Here is an 18,106-nt window from a genome sequence, read left to right as displayed (position 1 = left end):
TTTGATGCTCAATGAATTAAACTTCGTAATGAATTACGTGTTCACTCGTTGAGACTTGGTATTCATTTAGTGTCCGAAGACATTAAGAATCCATGTCACTTTGAGTGCCCACACAGATTGTCTGATAAATTGTTAAAGAGCAGTGCCGCTTCGTTTTCGCTGCGGCGCGGGGTGTGCATATTACGCTTTCCCGCTTCAGAGTCAAGCGTTTGTTTTGCTTTTCTCTGCCGACCCGGCGGCTTGCGTGCCGTTGTTCCGTGTCAGTGGAGGCGCATTATAGGGAGTTCTTCTGAAGTGACAAGAGGAAATTTAAAAAAAGTTTCTGACCGTGTTTTTTTTCACCAAAAGCGATGAGATCCAGCTACAAATTGTTCTATTTGATGTATCTGCAACCACAATCACACCTGAGATGGCATAATTAACCGCATCAATATTTAAGGAATAAAAGCGATGCCATTAAGCGCACAACAGCTGGCAGCTCAAAAAAACCTGTCCTATGTGCTGGCAGAGAAACTGGCGCAGCTGATCTTAGCGGGTAAATATGCTCCAGGTAGCATCCTGCCCAGCGAGATGGAGCTGGGAGATCAGTTTGGCGTTAGCCGTACCGCCGTTCGCGAAGCGGTAAAAACATTAACGGCGAAAGGGATGGTGCTTCCACGTCCGCGCATTGGCACCCGCGTTATGCCTCAGGGAAACTGGAACTTTCTCGATCAGGAGTTACTCACCTGGTGGATGACCGAAGATAACTTTAATCAGGTCGTCGATCACTTTCTGGTCATGCGCAGCAGTCTTGAGCCTCAGGCCTGCCTGCTTGCCGCCACGCTCGGCACAGCCGAGCAAAAAGCGCAGCTCAATACTTTGATGGAAGAGATGGTGGATCTGAAAAAGCACTTTAACCGCGAGCGCTGGATAGCGGTCGATATGGCCTGGCATGAACATATCTATAATATGAGCGGAAATCCTTTCCTGACCTCCTTTGCTTCTTTATTCCATTCTGTGTACCACACTTACTTTACCTCTATTACGCAGGATGAGGTGGTGAAGCTGGATCTGCATCAGGCGATAGTCGATGCCATTCAGGAGAGCGACGGGCAGCGAGCCCTGAGTGCGTGCCAGGCGTTGCTGGCCGCGCCAACCCACCAGCAGGTAAATAAATGACAGAGAAAAAAGCACGCAGTATGGCCGGACTGCCGTGGATTGCAGCCATGGCGTTCTTTATGCAGGCACTGGATGCCACTATCCTCAATACCGCCCTTCCCGCCATAGCCCAAAGCCTTAACCGCTCCCCGCTGGCGATGCAATCCGCCATCATCAGCTACACCCTGACAGTGGCGATGCTTATTCCGGTCAGCGGCTGGCTGGCCGATCGTTTCGGCACACGCAAAGTGTTCATGCTGGCGGTGACGCTGTTCACGCTCGGTTCTCTGGCTTGCGCCCTCTCCACCTCTCTGACGGAACTGGTTATCTTCCGCGTTCTACAGGGGATAGGCGGCGCGATGATGATGCCCGTCGCGCGTCTGGCGTTATTACGCGCCTATCCGCGCAGCGAACTGCTCCCGGTGCTCAACTTTGTGACTATGCCGGGGCTGGTCGGCCCGATACTTGGCCCGGTTCTCGGCGGCGTACTGGTGACCTGGGCTAGCTGGCACTGGATCTTCCTGATTAATATTCCGATTGGTGTGGCAGGGCTGATTTATGCCCGCAAATATATGCCGAACTTCACCACGCCAAGACGCAGCTTCGATATGGGTGGTTTCTTCCTGTTTGGCCTGAGCCTGGTCCTGTTCTCCAGCGGGATGGAGCTGTTTGGCGAGAAAATCGTAGCGACGTGGCTGGCGCTGGCCGTCATCCTCAGCGGTATTCTGCTGTTCCTTCTATATATACGTCATGCGCGTCGCCATCCGACACCGCTTATCTCTTTATCTCTGTTTAACACCCGAACGTTCTCCGTCGGGATCGCGGGCAATATTGCCTCGCGTCTGGGCACGGGCTGCGTACCGTTCCTGATGCCGCTGATGCTCCAGGTCGGTTTCGGCTATCCGGCCCTGATTGCTGGCTGCATGATGGCGCCCACGGCGATGGGCTCGATTCTGGCAAAATCGACGGTCACGCAGGTGCTGCGCTGGTTTGGCTATCGTAAGACGCTGGTTGGCGTGACGATCTTTATCGGATTGATGATTGCGCAGTTCTCCCTGCAATCTGCGGCGTTACCAATCTGGATGCTGATCCTGCCGCTGTTTGTGCTGGGTATGGCCATGTCGACGCAGTTTACGTCGATGAACACCATCACCCTTGCGGACCTCACCGACGAGAATGCCAGCAGCGGCAACAGCGTACTGGCGGTCACTCAACAGCTGTCGATCAGCCTCGGGGTTGCCGTGAGCGCGGCGGTACTGCGGTTTTATGAAGGGTTCGAGGGAACTAATACCGTTGAGCAGTTCCACTATACCTTTATCACTATGGGCGCGCTTACCGTGGTATCGGCGGTGGTCTTTATGTTGTTAAAACCAAAAGACGGCCGGAACCTGATTAAAGAGCGTCACAAAGAGAAGGCTAAACCGAACCGCGTTCCATCAGAACAGGAGTAAGCTGCAAACGTTGCTGTTGCAGCGTGGGCTGGGCCATGCGGTGGATCAACACATCGATGGCCAGCTCGCCCAGTTCATCCTTCGGCTGATGGATGGTGGTCAGTGGGGGCGTCATGTAGCGCGCCAGTTCGATATCATCGTAACCGACGATCGCCATGTCGTCCGGAACACGTAATCCCGCCTGATACAGCGCCTGATAAGCTCCGAATGCCATCGCATCGTTACCGATAAACACCGCCTGCGGACGCGGCTCTTGCGCCAGCAGTTTCTGCATTGCTTCAAATCCACCGTTAAATTCGAAATCGCCGGTGATGCGATAGCCATCAGGAATGGCAAGCCCCGCCCGTTCCATGGCCGAAAGATAGCCTTCCAGACGCAGGCGCGCCGGGGTTTTATCCAGCGGGCCGGTAATACAGGCAATGCGGGTATGACCTTTATCGATCAGATGCTGAGTCGCCATATCGCCGCCCAGCAGCGAGTTATCCTGGATCAGATCGCTGGTGCCGTCGAACGGCGCCCAGTCCATCATCACCGTGGGAATAGAAGGATAACGCTGGATGATCTCTTTCGAGGGTTGATGCGTTTCGGTACAGAGCAGCAGCAGCCCGTCGACGCGTTTTTGCATCAGCGTTTCCAGGTTACGGTTCATGCGCTGCTCATCGCCTTCGGTATTGCACAGCACCAGGCTGTAGCCGCGCTCGAAGCAGCTGCGCTCCACGCCGCGCACCAGTTCAGAATAAAAAGGGTTGGTACTGGCCGTGATCAGCATGCCGATGGTGCGCGTCTGGTTGAGCTTCAGGCTGCGGGCCAGCGCAGACGGCGCATAGTTGAGTTCTTTAATTGCAGCGTCAACTTTCTCCCGAATCGCCTCGCTGACGAAGCGATCGTTATTGATTACGTGGGAGACAGTCGAGGTAGAAACGCCCGCCATACGGGCGACATCTTTCATTGTGGCCAAGCGTTACCCCTGCTGACTTAAGAATTCATCAATCTCTTTACGCCATGGAACAGAAGGCTGAGCGCCTTTACGCGTCACCGCAATCGCAGCGGCGGCATGCGCGAAGCGGATCGCGTCATCCATTGCTTTTCCTTCCAGCAGCGCCGTTACCAGTGCACCGTTGAAGGTGTCTCCTGCGGCGATGGTATCAATGGCTTTGACCTTAAAGCCCGGTACGCGACGGCCTTCGCCATTGACGCTAGCCCAGACCCCACGGCTGCCGAGGGTGATGATTACGGTGCCGATGCCTTTTTCATGCAGTGCAAGCGCGGCACGCGCTGCATCGTCATCATTTTCGACACGGATACCCGTCAGCTTTTCCGCTTCGGTTTCGTTCGGGGTAATGATATCCACCAGCGCCAGCAGCTCGTCTGATAATACACGGGCAGGCGCAGGGTTAAGTACGACAGACGTATGATTTTCATGCGCAATTTTCGCGGCGGCCAGCACGCTTTCAACCGGTGACTCCAGCTGCATCAGCAGGGCTTCCGCTCCGGCGATGATTCCACGCTGCGCTTCGACGCGTTCAGTCGTTAACGCGGCATTAGCCCCCGCATGAATACCGATGACATTCTCACCTTCCGCATTGACGAAAATCAGCGCCACGCCGGTAGATTCCCCTGCAACCACGCTGACGGGTGCAATGTCGATGTTGTCGCTTGCCAGCTGTTTGCGTACGCGCTCGCCGGTATCGTCATCACCCGTACAGGCGATAAACGCGATATTCGCCCCGCTGCGTCCGGCGGCAACCGCCTGGTTTGCGCCCTTACCGCCGAACGCCACCTGATACTGATTGCCAGTGACGGTTTCGCCCGGAGTGGGGAACGTTTCAAGGTTAAGAATGTGATCGGCATTGATACTGCCAAGGACGACGAGGTTGCCTGCGGTTTTCATGTATTGAGGTGTCCATCTGAGAGCGCCACCGGTCTTACCCGGTGGCGTATGCCACACTTTTCTTTTATTTGGTGTCCCTCAGGCAGCCAGCGACTGCCTGAATCGCCTTTACTGCTTAATGACCAGTTTCAGGTCAACAGGATATTTGGCCTGAACTTTTTCGCCCTTCAGCACTTTATCGGCAGTTTGCACGCCAGTCGCGCCAATCTGCTCAGGCAGCTGAGCGATGGTCGCAGCCAGTTTGCCATCATTTACTGCTTTTTCACCATCCGGCGTGCCGTCAAATCCGACAACCATCACATCTGATTTACCCGCAGTCTGGAGCGCACGCAGCGCACCGAGCGCCATTTCGTCGTTCTGTGCGAATACCGCCTGCACATCAGGATGCGCGGTCAGCAGGTTCTGCATGACGTTCAGGCCCTTTGTACGGTCGAAGTCTGCCGGCTGGCTCGCCAGCACGTTGAATTTGTGCGCCGCTACAGCCTGCTGGAAGCCTTCACCACGTTCACGGGCTGCGGAAGTCCCGGCGATACCCTGCAACTCGATCACTTTCGCGCCTTCACCTGCTTTCTTCGCGATGTAGTCACCGGCGATTTTACCGCCCAGTACGTTATCAGACGCAATGTGGCTGACCACATCCCCTTTCGTTGCCTGACGGTCAAGGGTGATGACCGGGATCTTCGCCTGGTTTGCCATCTTCACGGCGTTACCGACCGCGTCGGAATCGGTTGGGTTGATCAGCAGGATTTTGGTACCACGAACGGTTAAGTCCTGAACGTTAGCCAGCTCTTTCGCCGGGTTGTTCTGAGAATCCAGCACCACCAGGTTGTAGCCCAGTTTATCTGCTTCTTTCTGCGCGCCATCCTTCAGAGAGACGAAGAACGGGTTGTTCAGGGTAGAGACAACCAGCGCGATGGTGTCCTTCGCCATGGCGTTAGCACTTACGGTTGCGCTCAGCGCGACAGCAGAAACCAGGGTAGCCAGTTTTTTCATGTTCATATCTAAGATGTCCTGTAGTGTCGTCAGTTACTGTTTTTTGTTGTCTACCAGTACCGCCAGCAAAATCACCACTGCCTTAACGATCATCTGGTAATAGGAGGAAACACCTAACAAATTCAAACCATTATTCAGGAAACCGAGGATCAGTGCGCCGATCAATGTCCCAACAATGCGACCTTTACCACCCGCAAGGCTCGTACCGCCCAGAACCACTGCCGCGATGGCATCCAGCTCATAGCCCGTACCCGCCGTTGGCTGCGCGGAAGAGAGGCGCGCCACTTCGATGATGCCCGCCAGAGACGCCAGCAGGCCGCACAGGGAGTAAACGATAATTTTGACTTTATTAACGCTGATACCGGACAGGCGCGTTGCCGCTTCGTTACCGCCCAGCGCATAGATATAACGACCCAGACGGGTATGGTGCAGCATGTACCATGCCGCCAGGAAGACGATAGCCATGATCCAGACCGGGGTCGGGACACCCAGCGGGCGACCGATACCGAACCAGCCAAACAGATCGGCGTTATCGGTAAAACCGGTATTAATCGGGCTGCCGTTGGTGTACACCATGGTCACACCGCGCAGCAGCAGCATCATCACCAGCGTGGCGATGAACGCCTGAACGCGACCTTTCGCCACAATCACGCCGGTTACGGCGCCAATTGCCGCACCTGCCGCCAGCGCAGCGGCAACGGCCACCAGCGCGTTGACCTCAATACCAACAATCGATGCGGCGATCGCGCCGGTGAGGGCCAGCAGGGAACCGACGGACAGATCGATACCCGAGGTCAAAATCACCAGCGTCATCCCCACCGCCATAATGGCGTTGACGGAGGTCTGCTGAAGAATGTTGAACAGGTTATTGACGGTAAAAAAGTTGGGGCTCATGGTCGAGACAATCGCGATCAGCACCAGCAGGGCAATCAGCGATTTTTGTTCCATCAGCCATGCCTTTGTGAAATAGCGGCGACCAGAAACAGCCTGGGTAGTCATCTTCTTACTCCTGATTCACGCGATTAAGCTTGCCCACAGCGGCAGCCATCAGAACTTCCTGGGTGGCCTGCTCGCGAGTGAATTCACCGCCGAGATGCCCTTCATGCATGACGATAATGCGATCGCTCATGCCTAATACCTCTGGCATCTCGGAAGAGACCAGAATGATGCTCAGACCGTCGGCCTTGAACTGGTTAATCAGCTGATATATCTCTTTCTTCGCGCCCACGTCCACGCCGCGGGTAGGTTCATCCAGGATCAACACTTTTGGGCGCGTCATCAGCCCGCGGGCAATCGCCACTTTCTGCTGATTCCCGCCGGACAACAGGCCAATCGCCTGCTCCATCGATGGGGTTTTAACGTTAAAGAGACGGATAAAATCGCTGACCGCCTGCTGCTCATCTTTGTGTTTCAGGCTGCCGCCGCTGCGGCTGAAATAGCCTAGCGCCGTCAGGGACATGTTCTCTTTCACCGACATGCCCAGCACTAAGCCGTCGCGCTTACGGTCTTCGGAAATATAGACAATGCCGTTCGCCAGGCCATCCTGCGGCGAGCGGGTGACCACCTCATGGCCGTCAAGGGTAACGTAGCCGCTGGTGCGCGGCAGTGCGCCATAGAGCACTTTCATCAGTTCGGTGCGCCCCGCGCCCATCAGGCCCGCGACGCCAAGGATCTCGCCCTTGCGCAGAGTAAAGGAGACGTCATTCACGCCCGGCCCGCAGAGGTTATCCACCTTCAGGCGGATTTCTCCCGGCGCTTTCTCCAGATGCGGATACTGATCTTCGAGCTTACGTCCCACCATCATTTCAATCAGGGTATCTTCGGTCAGGGTTGCCACTTCGCGCTCGGCAATAAACTGCCCGTCGCGAAAGACGGTGACGTCGTCGCAGATCTCGAAGATCTCTTTCATGCGGTGTGAGATATAGACAATGCCGCGGCCCTGGGATTTCAGCTCACGGATCACGCGGAACAGGGATTCGGTTTCGGTATCGGTCAGGGCGTCGGTCGGTTCATCCATAATGATGACCTTCGACTCGAAGCTCAGCACCTTCGCGATTTCCACCATCTGCTGATCGCCGATGGAAAGGTCGCCCACCAGTCGGTCGCTCTTAAAGCGCAGATTCAGCTTCGCCAGCAGTTTGTCCGCTTCGGCATACATGGTTTTCCAGTCGATTTTGCCAAACCGGTTCACGAACTCACGGCCGAGGAAGATGTTCTCCGCAATGGTGAGCTGCGGGATCAGGTTCAACTCCTGGTGGATGATGCCGATGCCCGCTTCCTGAGAGGATTTCGGGCCGTTAAAGGTGGTCTCTTTACCCAGCCACAGCAGCGAACCGGCATCGCGTTGGTAGATACCGGTCAGCACTTTCATCATGGTGGATTTGCCGGCGCCGTTTTCGCCCACCAGCGCCATGACGCGCCCGGAATAGACGTTCAGCGCCGCACCGGAGAGGGCTTTTACGCCCGGGAACGACTTATCGATCCCTTTGAGTTGCAGTAATGCGTCCATGATGGCCTCAGAAGGTGACGCCAGCACAGAGAATGATATTCGCATACGGGGAGCACTCCCCGCTGCGAATCACCGCCTGACTGTCTGCGGTTTGTTGTTTGAACTGCTCGTGCGTTGTGTAACGAATTTCTATTGTGTTTCCCTGGTGCTGTTGCAGTTGCTCAATGTGGCTGAGCAACGTTTCGTGGAGTTGCGGATTATGTTGTTTAATTTCCGCCGCGAGAATGGCCGCCTCAACCTGCATCTCCGCGGTGACCACTTCCAGTACCTGCATGAACGAGGGTACGCCCTGCGTTAACGCCATATCGATACGGGTTGTGCTGCGCGGAACCGGTAAGCCTGCATCGCAAACCACCAGCGTATCGGTATGCCCAAGACGGGAAATCACCGATGAGATTTCTGAGTTGAGTACTGTGCCTTTCTTCATTTTTTGCTCCACTAGCGAAACGTTTCGCTAAAAACAGTGTAGCCGCAGAAGTGTTCAGAAAACCATCATGACGTAACGGATTTGTGATCAACGTCGAAACGTTTCGCTAAGTGGAATGCAATAGAGGAAAATTGCCCGGCGGCGCTACGCTTGCGCGGGCCTACGGGTCTGGTAGGCCGGGTAAGCGCAGCGCCACCCGGCATATTCAGAAGGGTTAAATCTCGACCTGCGTCCCCAGCTCAATCACGCGGTTAGGCGGGATCTCAAACTGGTCAGGCGCACGCAGGGCGTTACGTTGCAGAATGAGATACAGCTTGCCGCGCAGGCGCAGATACCATGGGCGCTTGCCGATGATCAGCGACTCATGGGACATAAAGAACGACGTCTCCATCATGCGGCAACTCAGGCCTTCCAGACCGCAGCGGTGGAACACCTCTTCCACGTTCGGCGTTTCGCGCCAGCCGTAGCTTGCCACCACGCGCCAGAAGGTTGGCGACAGCTGTTCAATCTGTACGCGACGCACGTTGTGAACGTACGGCGCATCTTCGGTACGCAGCGTCAGCAGGATCACGCGCTCGTGCAGCACTTTGTTGTGCTTGAGGTTATGCATAAGCGCAAACGGGATCACGTTCAGCGCGCGAGACATATACACCGCCGTGCCCGGCACGCGCACCGGTGGGGACTTCTCCAGCGAGGCGATCATCGCCTCAAGAGAGTTACCGTGCTCGTGCATACGACGCAGCAGGCGGAAACGTTCGCTCTTCCACGTCGTCATCACAATAAACATCACCAGACCCAGCGTCAGCGGCAGCCAGCCGCCGGAGACAATCTTGTCGAGGTTCGCAGAGAACAGCGGCACGTCGATGCACAGGAAGCCAACCAGGATCAGCCCCACGAGGAACTTATTCCAGTGCCAGTTACGGTACGCCACGGTGGTGGAGAGAATAGAGGTCAACACCATCGTTCCGGTTACCGCGATACCGTACGCCGCCGCCAGATTACTGGAGTGCTCAAAGCTGACGATAACAATCACCACCGCGAAATAGAGCAGCCAGTTGACGAACGGAATGTAGATCTGGCCAGACTCCATCTCCGAGGTATGGATAATGCGCATTGGGGAGAGATAACCCAAACGCACGGCCTGACGCGTCAGGGAGAATACGCCGGAAATGACAGCCTGAGAGGCAATGACCGTCGCCAGCGTCGCCAGGATCAGCATCGGAACCAGCGCCCAGTCCGGCGCCAGCAGGAAGAACGGGTTTTTAATCGCTTCAGGGTGTGCAAGCAGCAGCGCGCCCTGACCGAAGTAATTCAGCACCAGTGAAGGCAAGACCACGCTAAACCAGGCGACGCGAATAGGGAGTTTCCCGAAGTGGCCCATATCCGCATACAGCGCTTCAACACCGGTAATGGACAGCACCACCGCGCCCAGCGCCACAAACGACACCACTTTATATTCAAGGAAGAAATGCACCGCCCACATTGGGTTCAGCGCGTGCAGGACATCCGGGTTGGCGATAATACTGCGTAAGCCCAGCGCCGCCAGGATCAGGAACCAGGCCAGCATAATAGGCGCGAACAGCTTACCCACCAGCCCGGTACCGTGTTTTTGTATGGCAAACAGCAACGTCAGCACGATAATAGCGAGTGGCACCACCCACGTATCAAGCTGTGGCGCGACAATCTCCAGCCCCTCTATGGCCGACATTACAGAAATCGCCGGCGTAATCACGACTTCTCCATAGAAGAAGCTGCCGCCAATCAGGCCGATGATGACCAGCACGGAGGTCATTCTTGCAGACGTATTGCGCCCGGCAAGGGACATCAGGGTCAGAATACCGCCCTCGCCCGCGTTATCAGCCCGCATTACGAAAGAGAGATACTTAAGGGAGACCACCAGGATCAGCAGCCAGAAGATGAGCGAGAGGAAACCAAATACGGCGTCACGCTCTACACCAAAACCAAACTGACCGGACAGACATTCACGAAGCGTATAAAGCGGGCTGGTGCCGATATCACCGTAGACAACCCCGATCGCCGCAAGCGTTACAGCGGGTAATGATTGCTTATTATCAGTGCTCATAGACTAGTCTTTTCGTTTGAATAACAAATGTGTGCTTAGTCCCTTGGCCCACAAAAAGCGCACAGTATGCACGATTCAATGCAAAATCGTACCCCTAAATGCAGCCGCATTAATGTAGCGCAAAGAAAATAGCGCCGCACTTCAGCCTATTACCAGGCCAGACCGAAACGTCTATACTCGCTTCAATTAGCCGCCACGACGGCGAAAGGATGCAAAACTATTATGGCTCACTCACATTTATTAGCAGAAAGAATTTCCCGCCTCAGCAGTGCGCTGGAGAAAGGCCTTTACGAGCGTAGCCACGCCATTCGCCTCTGTTTACTGGCGGCGCTGAGTGGGGAAAGCGTATTTCTGCTGGGCCCGCCGGGCATTGCCAAAAGTCTGATCGCACGCCGCCTCAAATTCGCTTTCCAGAACGCGCGCGCATTCGAGTATTTGATGACGCGCTTCTCCACGCCGGAAGAAGTTTTCGGCCCACTCTCCATTCAGGCGTTAAAAGATGAGGGACGCTATGAACGTCTGACGGCGGGCTATCTTCCGGAAGCGGAAATTGTCTTTCTTGATGAGATCTGGAAAGCCGGCCCGGCCATTCTGAATACCCTGCTGACGGCAATTAACGAACGCCGCTTCCGCAACGGCGCCAGCGAAGAGAAGATCCCCATGCGCCTGCTGGTGGCCGCATCTAACGAACTGCCCGAAGCCGACAGCAGCCTGGAAGCGCTGTATGACCGTATGCTGATCCGCCTGTGGCTGGATAAAGTCCAGGATAAATCAAACTTCCGTTCCATGCTGGTAAGCCAGCAGGATGAAAACGAAAACCCGGTGGCAGCGTCATTGCAGGTCACGGACGAGGAATACCACCAGTGGCAGGAGGAGATCGGCAAGATAAAACTGCCCGATCCCGTTTTCGAGCTGATCTTTATGCTGCGCCAGCAGCTTGATTTGCTGCCTTCCGCGCCGTACGTCTCCGATCGTCGCTGGAAAAAAGCCATTCGCCTGCTCCAGGCAAGCGCGCTGTTTAGCGGCCGCGATGCTGTCGCCCCAATCGATCTGATCCTGCTGAAAGACTGCCTGTGGCACGACGCAGAAGGGATGAATCTGATGCAACAGCAGCTGGACGTTTTGATGACCGGACACGCGTGGGGTCAACAATCCATGCTTAATCAACTGGGCGCGATTGCCCAACGTCGCCTTCAGCTCCAGCAGCAGCAAAGTGACAAAACCGCGCTGAAGGTGAACCGTCTTGGCGGGATGTTTGCCCGTAAACCGCACTATGAGCTGCCCGCCGGGCTGACTGACGCCTCGCTCACGCTTCTTCTTCAGCAACCGCTGAAGCTTCATGATATGCAGGTTGTGCACGTGACGATCGAACGCGTTGCGCTGGTTCAGTGGCTGGATAAAGGCGGTGAGATCCGCGGTAAACTCAACGGTATCGGCTTTGCACAGCCGCTGTCGATGGAAGTCGACAGCAGCCAGCACCTTGTGATCCGCGACGTCAGCCTTCAGGGATCGCGCCTGGCGCTGCCGGGCACGGCCTCCGATACTGTTCCGGAGGAGATCAAACAGCAGCTCGACGCGCTGGATAACGAATGGCATCAGCAGCACACGCGCTTCAGCGAGCAGCAGAAATGCCTCTTTATCCATAGCGACTGGTTAGGTCGCATTGAAGCCAGCTTGCAGGATGTCAGCGCGCAGATCAAACAGGCGCGTCAATGCTAACGCTGGACACGCTTAACGTCATGCTGGCGGTTAGCGAAGAAGGGTTGATCGAAGAGGTCGTCATTACCCTGCTCGCTTCACCGCAGCTGGCGGCCTTCTTTGAAAAATTCCCGAAGCTCCGAAAAGCAATGACGGACGATCTGCCCCGCTGGCGCGATAACCTGCGACAGCGGTTTAAGGAGACGGAAGTCCCGCCGGAACTGACAGAGGAAGTGGCTGGTTACCAGCAGTGCCAGCGGCTTTCAACGCCGCAGTTTATTGCCCAGCTACAGCAAACCCTGATGCTGCTTGATAACGTTCACTCCCCGTTTGCCAGCCAGGCCAGAGCGCTGGTCACGGACAACCCCAGCTTTACTCCCGCCCTGCATACGCTGTTTTTACAGCGCTGGCGTCTGAGCCTTGTGGTCCAGGCCACGGTCCTTAATCAGCAGTTGCTGGACGAAGAGCGCGAACAGTTGCTCAGTGAAGTCCAGGAGCGAATGACCCTGAGCGGCCAGTTAGAACAGGTGCTGGTGGAGAATGAAAACGCCGCCGGTCGACTCTGGGATATGAGTGCCGGCCAGTTAAAACGGGGCGATTATCAGCTGATCGTGAAGTACGGCGACTTTCTGGCGCAACAGCCGGAGCTGATGAAGCTTGCAGAACAGCTCGGCCGCTCCCGGGAGGCCCGGTCGGTCCCAAAGAAAGATGCGCCGATGGAGACCTTCCGTACGCTGGTACGCGAACCCTCCACCGTACCGGAGCAGGTGGACGGGCTACAGCAAAGCGATGACATCCTGCGCCTGCTGCCCACGGAACTCAGCACGCTGGGAATGACCGAACTGGAGTATGAGTTTTATCGTCGGCTGGTGGAAAAACAGCTCATTACCTATCGACTGCATGGCGAAGCCTGGCGCGAGAAGATCAGCCAGCGTCCGGTAGTGCACCAGGATTTTGATGAGCAACCGCGCGGCCCATTTATTGTTTGCGTCGATACGTCCGGATCGATGGGGGGCTTTAATGAACAGTGTGCAAAAGCGTTCTGCCTGGCCCTGATGCGCGTGGCGCTCGCCGATCGTCGTCGCTGCTACATCATGTTATTTTCCAGCGAAGTGGTGGGGTATGAACTGACCAGCCCACAGGGGCTGGAGCAGGCGATCCGCTTTTTAAGCCAGCGCTTTCGCGGCGGCACCGATCTGGCCAGCTGTTTTCGCAGCATCATTGAGCGCATGCAGGGCGGAGACTGGTACGACGCGGATGCGGTGGTGATTTCCGATTTTATTGCCCAGCGGCTGCCGGACGACGTCGTGAATAAAGTGAAGGAGATGCAGCGCGTGCACCAGCACCGTTTCCATGCCGTGGCGATGTCTGCACATGGAAAACCCGGCATCATGCGCATCTTCGATCACATCTGGCGCTTTGATACCGGGTTGCGTAGCCGCCTGCTCAGACGCTGGCGACGTTAATTAAAGAAGAGAACCGACGCTCTCACGTACCTGCTGCGGCCAGACCCCACACTGTACCTGACCAATGTGAGAGAGTTGCAGCAGCAGCATGGTCAGACGAGACTGGCCAATCCCACCGCCGATGGTCTGCGGCATTTCACCGCGCAGCAGTGCCTGGTGCCACTCCAGTTGCAGACGATCTTCATCACCGGTCACGGCCAGCTGACGCTTCAGTGCTTCAGCATCCACGCGGATCCCCATCGAAGAGAGTTCAAACGCATCTTCCAGAACCGGGTTCCAGACCAGAATATCGCCGTTCAGACCGGCATATTCGCTTTCGCCCACGGTGCTCCAGTCATCGTAATCCGGCGCACGGACGTCGTGACGTTTACCATCAGACAATTTCCCGCCAATGCCGATAAGGAATACCGCGCCCAGCTCTTTGGCGATCGCGCGTTCACGGCCTTTGGCATCCAGCTCCGGGAAACGGCTCAGCAATTCCTGACTGTGAACAAAGTGGATCGTTTCCGGCAGGAACGGTGCCAGACCAAACTCTTTGCTCACGGCCGCTTCGGTTGCTTTGATCCCGGCGTAGATCGCCTCAACAGTGGATTTCAGCGTACCGACGTGACGCTCGCCATCTCCCATTACGCGCTCCCAGTCCCACTGGTCAACGTAGACAGAGTGAATCGGGGAAAGGCGGTCTTCATCGGGGCGAAGGGCTTTCATGTGCGTGTAAAGCCCTTCGCCCGCGCTGAAGTCGTGTTGTCCCAGGGTTTGACGCTTCCACTTCGCCAGGGAATGAACCACTTCGAACTGGGCGTCTGGCAGTGTTTTCACTTTTACCTGTACCGCTTTTTCGCAACCAGACAAGTTATCCTGCGTCCCGTCACCCACGCGGCTCAGAATCGGCGCCTGAACTTCAATAAGGCCAAGCTTCTCTTCCAGCTGGCGGGAAAAATGGGATTTTACGAAACTGATCTGGCGTTGTTTTGCGATGTAAGCGGTTTTCATTATTTATACTCCTGCGTCCTGTTGATACTGATTAAGCAATAGAACAGGCACTTAATTCAATAACCCATCAACAAAAAGCCGCCTTCACTTTTGATTCGTTAAAATAAGACGCTAGAATAGAGGGAATCATTAATCTTCATAAGAAAAACCTATGGAAAATTATCAGATCGACAATCTGGACCGCGGCATTCTGGAAGCGCTAATGGCCAACGCACGCACCGCGTATGCCGAACTGGCGAAACAATTTGGCGTCAGCCCGGGGACCATTCACGTTCGCGTCGAGAAAATGAAGCAGGCCGGGATCATCACCGGCGCACGCATTGATGTCAGCCCGAAGCAACTTGGCTACGACGTCTGCTGCTTCATTGGCATTATTCTGAAAAGCGCCAAAGATTACCCCTCCGCGCTGGAGAAACTGAACGCGCTGGATGAAGTCACCGAGGCGTACTACACCACCGGGCACTACAGCATCTTTATAAAGGTGATGTGCCGATCCATTGACGCCCTCCAGCAGGTACTTATCAACAAGATCCAAACAATCGATGAAATTCAGTCCACTGAAACCCTGATCTCCCTGCAAAACCCGATCATGCGTACTATCCGCCCGTGATCGGGCAATTTCATTCCCACATTTTCCACAGGTAGATCCCAGCTCGTTCACAGCGTACAATGGCCGCCTCTTTATCTGAGCGAGCGATCAATGGCGGACATTACTCTTATCAGCGGCAGCACCCTGGGCGGTGCGGAATATGTAGCGGAACATCTGGCTGAGAAGCTGGAAGATGCGGGCTTTTCTACACAAACGCTGCACGGACCGCTGCTGGAAGATCTCCCGACTGACGGGGTCTGGCTGCTGATCACCTCCACGCACGGCGCGGGCGATCTGCCGGATAACCTGCAACCTTTATATGACGAACTGCTGGAACAACAGCCCGATCTGTCAAACGTCCGGTTTGGCGCTGTGGGGATCGGCAGCCGTGAATATGACACTTTCTGTGGCGCCATAGAGAAAGTAGAAGCTGCGGTGACCGCCTGCGGAGCAAAACAGCTGGGTGAAACGCTGAAGATCAACATCCTCGATCATGACATTCCCGAAGATCCAGCCGAGATCTGGCTCGCGGAATGGAAAAATTTACTCAAAAACGATTAAAGATCGTGCGATCAGATGTGGATAACTCTGGTTAAAAGCTCGTATTAAGCCGTAGTTATCCAAAGAACAACGTTGGTTTAGTTTTTGACCTGTGTATAAAGTGGCGATCTGATCCCAGCTTATACGGTCCAGGATCACCGATCATTCACAGCAAACGATCCTTCCTAACTGCATGATCTTATTTATGGGATCGGACTTATCCACAGAGGTCTGCGATCCTAATAAGAGATCACAATAGAACAGATCTCTAAATAAAAAGATCTTCTTTTTAATAGCCCAGGATCCCAATGCTTTCTCGAAAGACTAAAGTTGAGTAGAATCCACGGCCCGGGCTTCAATCCATTTTCATACCGCTTTACGCGAGGCAGACCACCATGTTTTATCAGGATCCTTTTGACGTCATCATCATTGGCGGGGGTCACGCAGGCACTGAGGCCGCAATGGCCGCAGCGCGAATGGGTCAGCAGACCCTGCTTTTGACACACAATATCGACACGCTGGGACAAATGTCCTGTAATCCGGCGATTGGCGGCATTGGGAAAGGACACCTGGTAAAAGAAGTGGATGCACTTGGCGGCCTGATGGCGAAAGCGATCGATCATGCGGGCATTCAGTTTAGGATACTAAACGCGAGTAAAGGTCCGGCTGTTCGCGCCACCCGTGCACAGGCAGACCGCGTGCTTTACCGTCAGGCTGTGCGCACCGCGCTGGAAAACCAACCGAACCTGATGATCTTCCAGCAGGCGGTAGAAGATCTTATCGTGGAGAACGATCGTGTTGTTGGCGCCGTGACCCAGATGGGTCTTAAGTTCCGCGCAAAAGCGGTGGTGCTGACGGTCGGGACATTCCTGGACGGTAAAATCCATATTGGTCTGGACAACTACAGCGGTGGCCGTGCTGGCGATCCGCCGTCGATTCCGTTATCTCGTCGTCTGCGTGAACTGCCGCTGCGCGTAAGCCGCCTGAAAACCGGTACGCCGCCGCGTATTGATGCGCGCACCATTGATTTCAGCGTGCTCGCACAGCAGCACGGCGATAACCCGATGCCGGTGTTCTCGTTCATGGGCAATGCGGCTCAGCATCCGCAGCAGGTGCCGTGCTACATCACGCACACCAATGAAAAAACCCATGACGTGATCCGCAATAACCTCGATCGCAGCCCAATGTACGCCGGCGTGATCGAAGGGATCGGCCCGCGCTACTGCCCGTCGATCGAAGACAAGGTGATGCGCTTTGCCGATCGTAACCAGCACCAGATCTTCCTGGAGCCGGAAGGGCTGACCTCAAATGAAATTTACCCGAACGGCATCTCCACCAGCCTGCCGTTCGATGTACAGATGCAAATTGTTCGCTCAATGCAGGGCATGGAGAACGCAAGAATCGTTCGCCCTGGCTACGCTATTGAGTACGATTTCTTCGATCCGCGTGACCTGAAGCCAACCCTGGAAAGCAAATTCATCCAGGGTCTGTTCTTCGCGGGCCAGATTAACGGTACTACCGGCTACGAAGAAGCTGCCGCGCAAGGGCTGCTGGCCGGTCTGAACGCCGCTCGCTTCTCTGCCGAGAAAGAGGGCTGGGCACCGGCGCGTTCTCAGGCTTACCTGGGCGTTCTGGTCGACGATCTCTGTACGCTGGGGACCAAAGAACCGTACCGCATGTTTACTTCTCGTGCGGAATATCGCCTGATGCTGCGCGAAGACAATGCCGATCTGCGTCTGACCGAGGTGGGCCGCGAATTGGGTCTGGTGGATGACGAACGCTGGGCGCGCTTCAACGAGAAGCTGGAGCGTATCGAACAGGAACGTCAGCGCCTGAAAACCACCTGGGTGAATCCGCAGGCGGAAACCGCTGCCGAAGTAAACGCTCACTTAACAGCACCGCTTTCGCGCGAAGCCAGCGGGGAAGATCTGCTGCGCCGTCCTGAAGTCACTTACGAGAATCTGGTCAAACTGACCGCGTTCGCGCCGGGCCTTGAAGACGCGGAAGCGGCTGAACAGGTCGAGATCCAGGTGAAATACGAAGGCTACATCGCGCGTCAGCAGGATGAGATCGAAAAACAGCAGCGCAACGAAAACACGCTGCTGCCGGAAATGCTGGACTATCGTCAGGTGACGGGCCTTTCCAACGAAGTGATCGCTAAGCTAAACGATCACAAACCTGTGTCGATTGGCCAGGCCTCACGTATCTCCGGCGTCACACCTGCCGCGATTTCGATTCTGCTGGTGTGGCTGAAAAAGCAGGGTATGCTGCGCCGCAGCGCGTAATGCTCTGAAAATTGCCCGGTGGCGCTGCGCTTACCGGGCCTACT

At 55.5% G+C, this 18,106-nt stretch carries 15 protein-coding genes; 7 read left to right on the top strand and 8 right to left on the bottom strand.

Annotated features, from left to right (window positions below):
* The first annotated feature begins 450 nt into the window (after window positions 1-450).
* Complete coding sequence (locus H2Z33_RS08035; protein WP_003862405.1) at window positions 451-1,158, top strand: FadR/GntR family transcriptional regulator; 708 nt, start codon at window positions 451-453, stop codon at window positions 1,156-1,158.
* Window positions 1,155-2,588 carry a multidrug transporter subunit MdtD gene (mdtD, locus tag H2Z33_RS08030; RefSeq protein ID WP_015570156.1) on the top strand — a complete coding sequence of 478 codons (1,434 nt, stop codon included), beginning with the start codon at window positions 1,155-1,157 and terminating at the stop codon, window positions 2,586-2,588. Before H2Z33_RS08035 ends, mdtD begins: the two co-directional genes overlap by 4 nt.
* Here mdtD and rbsR read toward each other — a convergent pair.
* The 7 genes from rbsR to kup all read right to left on the bottom strand — a co-directional run bounded on the left by rbsR (window position 2,554) and on the right by kup (window position 10,491).
* Window positions 2,554-3,546 (bottom strand): ribose operon transcriptional repressor RbsR, encoded by a 993-nt coding sequence (gene rbsR, locus H2Z33_RS08025; RefSeq protein WP_003862402.1) that lies wholly within the window; start codon window positions 3,544-3,546, stop codon window positions 2,554-2,556. The genes mdtD and rbsR overlap by 35 nt on opposite strands.
* A 3-nt stretch (window positions 3,547-3,549) precedes the next feature.
* Complete coding sequence (gene rbsK / locus H2Z33_RS08020) at window positions 3,550-4,479, bottom strand: ribokinase (RefSeq protein WP_015570155.1); 930 nt, start codon at window positions 4,477-4,479, stop codon at window positions 3,550-3,552.
* 108 nt (window positions 4,480-4,587) lie between these two features.
* Window positions 4,588-5,478, bottom strand: coding sequence for a ribose ABC transporter substrate-binding protein RbsB (gene rbsB / locus H2Z33_RS08015; RefSeq protein WP_003862397.1), 891 nt, complete (start codon window positions 5,476-5,478; stop codon window positions 4,588-4,590).
* Window positions 5,479-5,505: 27 nt separating this feature from the next.
* The gene (gene rbsC, locus H2Z33_RS08010; RefSeq protein WP_003862395.1) at window positions 5,506-6,471 is read right to left on the bottom strand and encodes a ribose ABC transporter permease; all 966 of its coding nucleotides are present in this window, start codon (window positions 6,469-6,471) and stop codon (window positions 5,506-5,508) included.
* A gap of 4 nt (window positions 6,472-6,475) precedes the next feature.
* Window positions 6,476-7,981 carry a ribose ABC transporter ATP-binding protein RbsA gene (gene rbsA / locus H2Z33_RS08005; RefSeq protein ID WP_015570154.1) on the bottom strand — a complete coding sequence of 502 codons (1,506 nt, stop codon included), beginning with the start codon at window positions 7,979-7,981 and terminating at the stop codon, window positions 6,476-6,478.
* Window positions 7,982-7,988: 7 nt separating this feature from the next.
* Window positions 7,989-8,408, bottom strand: coding sequence for a D-ribose pyranase (rbsD, locus tag H2Z33_RS08000; RefSeq protein ID WP_003862392.1), 420 nt, complete (start codon window positions 8,406-8,408; stop codon window positions 7,989-7,991).
* 214 nt (window positions 8,409-8,622) lie between these two features.
* Complete coding sequence (gene kup / locus H2Z33_RS07995; protein WP_006808744.1) at window positions 8,623-10,491, bottom strand: low affinity potassium transporter Kup; 1,869 nt, start codon at window positions 10,489-10,491, stop codon at window positions 8,623-8,625.
* 222 nt (window positions 10,492-10,713) lie between these two features.
* Between kup and ravA the strand changes: the two genes are divergently transcribed.
* A complete protein-coding gene (gene ravA / locus H2Z33_RS07990; RefSeq protein WP_003862389.1) occupies window positions 10,714-12,210 on the top strand; it encodes an ATPase RavA in 1,497 nt (498 codons plus the stop codon).
* Window positions 12,204-13,655, top strand: a complete 1,452-nt coding sequence (gene viaA, locus H2Z33_RS07985) for an ATPase RavA stimulator ViaA (protein ID WP_063135347.1) — start codon at window positions 12,204-12,206, stop codon at window positions 13,653-13,655. The genes ravA and viaA overlap by 7 nt, the downstream gene beginning before the upstream one ends.
* Here the strand turns inward: viaA and asnA are convergent, their stop codons facing one another.
* The gene (asnA, locus tag H2Z33_RS07980; RefSeq protein ID WP_063135346.1) at window positions 13,656-14,648 is read right to left on the bottom strand and encodes an aspartate--ammonia ligase; all 993 of its coding nucleotides are present in this window, start codon (window positions 14,646-14,648) and stop codon (window positions 13,656-13,658) included. It abuts the gene before it with no gap.
* A gap of 151 nt (window positions 14,649-14,799) precedes the next feature.
* Here asnA and asnC point away from each other — a divergent pair, with 151 nt between their 5' ends.
* The 3 genes from asnC to mnmG all read left to right on the top strand — a co-directional run bounded on the left by asnC (window position 14,800) and on the right by mnmG (window position 18,062).
* Entirely contained in the window at window positions 14,800-15,258 is a 459-nt protein-coding gene (gene asnC, locus H2Z33_RS07975) for a transcriptional regulator AsnC (RefSeq protein ID WP_003862383.1), read from the top strand.
* Between the two features lie 90 nt (window positions 15,259-15,348).
* Window positions 15,349-15,798, top strand: coding sequence for an FMN-binding protein MioC (gene mioC / locus H2Z33_RS07970; protein WP_003862381.1), 450 nt, complete (start codon window positions 15,349-15,351; stop codon window positions 15,796-15,798).
* Window positions 15,799-16,172: 374 nt separating this feature from the next.
* A complete protein-coding gene (gene mnmG, locus H2Z33_RS07965; protein WP_032668933.1) occupies window positions 16,173-18,062 on the top strand; it encodes a tRNA uridine-5-carboxymethylaminomethyl(34) synthesis enzyme MnmG in 1,890 nt (629 codons plus the stop codon).
* Window positions 18,063-18,106 lie beyond the last annotated feature (44 nt).

The sequence above is a fragment of the Enterobacter sp. YSU genome (genome assembly GCF_016082135.1).
GTDB lineage: Bacteria > Pseudomonadota > Gammaproteobacteria > Enterobacterales > Enterobacteriaceae > Enterobacter > Enterobacter hormaechei_C.
This window is presented reverse-complemented; position numbering and strand designations above follow the sequence as displayed.

What these genes read in the sequence shown, in the direction of transcription:
- rbsA (WP_015570154.1), bottom strand. Translation starts at nt 7,981, where the DNA reads ATGGACGCATTACTGCAACTCAAAGGGATCGATAAGTCGTTCCCGGGC.
- rbsC (WP_003862395.1), bottom strand. Translation starts at nt 6,471, where the DNA reads ATGACTACCCAGGCTGTTTCTGGTCGCCGCTATTTCACAAAGGCATGG.
- ravA (WP_003862389.1), top strand. Translation starts at nt 10,714, where the DNA reads ATGGCTCACTCACATTTATTAGCAGAAAGAATTTCCCGCCTCAGCAGT.
- kup (WP_006808744.1), bottom strand. Translation starts at nt 10,491, where the DNA reads ATGAGCACTGATAATAAGCAATCATTACCCGCTGTAACGCTTGCGGCG.
- viaA (WP_063135347.1), top strand. Translation starts at nt 12,204, where the DNA reads ATGCTAACGCTGGACACGCTTAACGTCATGCTGGCGGTTAGCGAAGAA.
- mioC (WP_003862381.1), top strand. Translation starts at nt 15,349, where the DNA reads ATGGCGGACATTACTCTTATCAGCGGCAGCACCCTGGGCGGTGCGGAA.
- rbsK (WP_015570155.1), bottom strand. Translation starts at nt 4,479, where the DNA reads ATGAAAACCGCAGGCAACCTCGTCGTCCTTGGCAGTATCAATGCCGAT.
- mnmG (WP_032668933.1), top strand. Translation starts at nt 16,173, where the DNA reads ATGTTTTATCAGGATCCTTTTGACGTCATCATCATTGGCGGGGGTCAC.
- rbsB (WP_003862397.1), bottom strand. Translation starts at nt 5,478, where the DNA reads ATGAACATGAAAAAACTGGCTACCCTGGTTTCTGCTGTCGCGCTGAGC.
- H2Z33_RS08035 (WP_003862405.1), top strand. Translation starts at nt 451, where the DNA reads ATGCCATTAAGCGCACAACAGCTGGCAGCTCAAAAAAACCTGTCCTAT.
- asnC (WP_003862383.1), top strand. Translation starts at nt 14,800, where the DNA reads ATGGAAAATTATCAGATCGACAATCTGGACCGCGGCATTCTGGAAGCG.
- rbsD (WP_003862392.1), bottom strand. Translation starts at nt 8,408, where the DNA reads ATGAAGAAAGGCACAGTACTCAACTCAGAAATCTCATCGGTGATTTCC.
- asnA (WP_063135346.1), bottom strand. Translation starts at nt 14,648, where the DNA reads ATGAAAACCGCTTACATCGCAAAACAACGCCAGATCAGTTTCGTAAAA.
- mdtD (WP_015570156.1), top strand. Translation starts at nt 1,155, where the DNA reads ATGACAGAGAAAAAAGCACGCAGTATGGCCGGACTGCCGTGGATTGCA.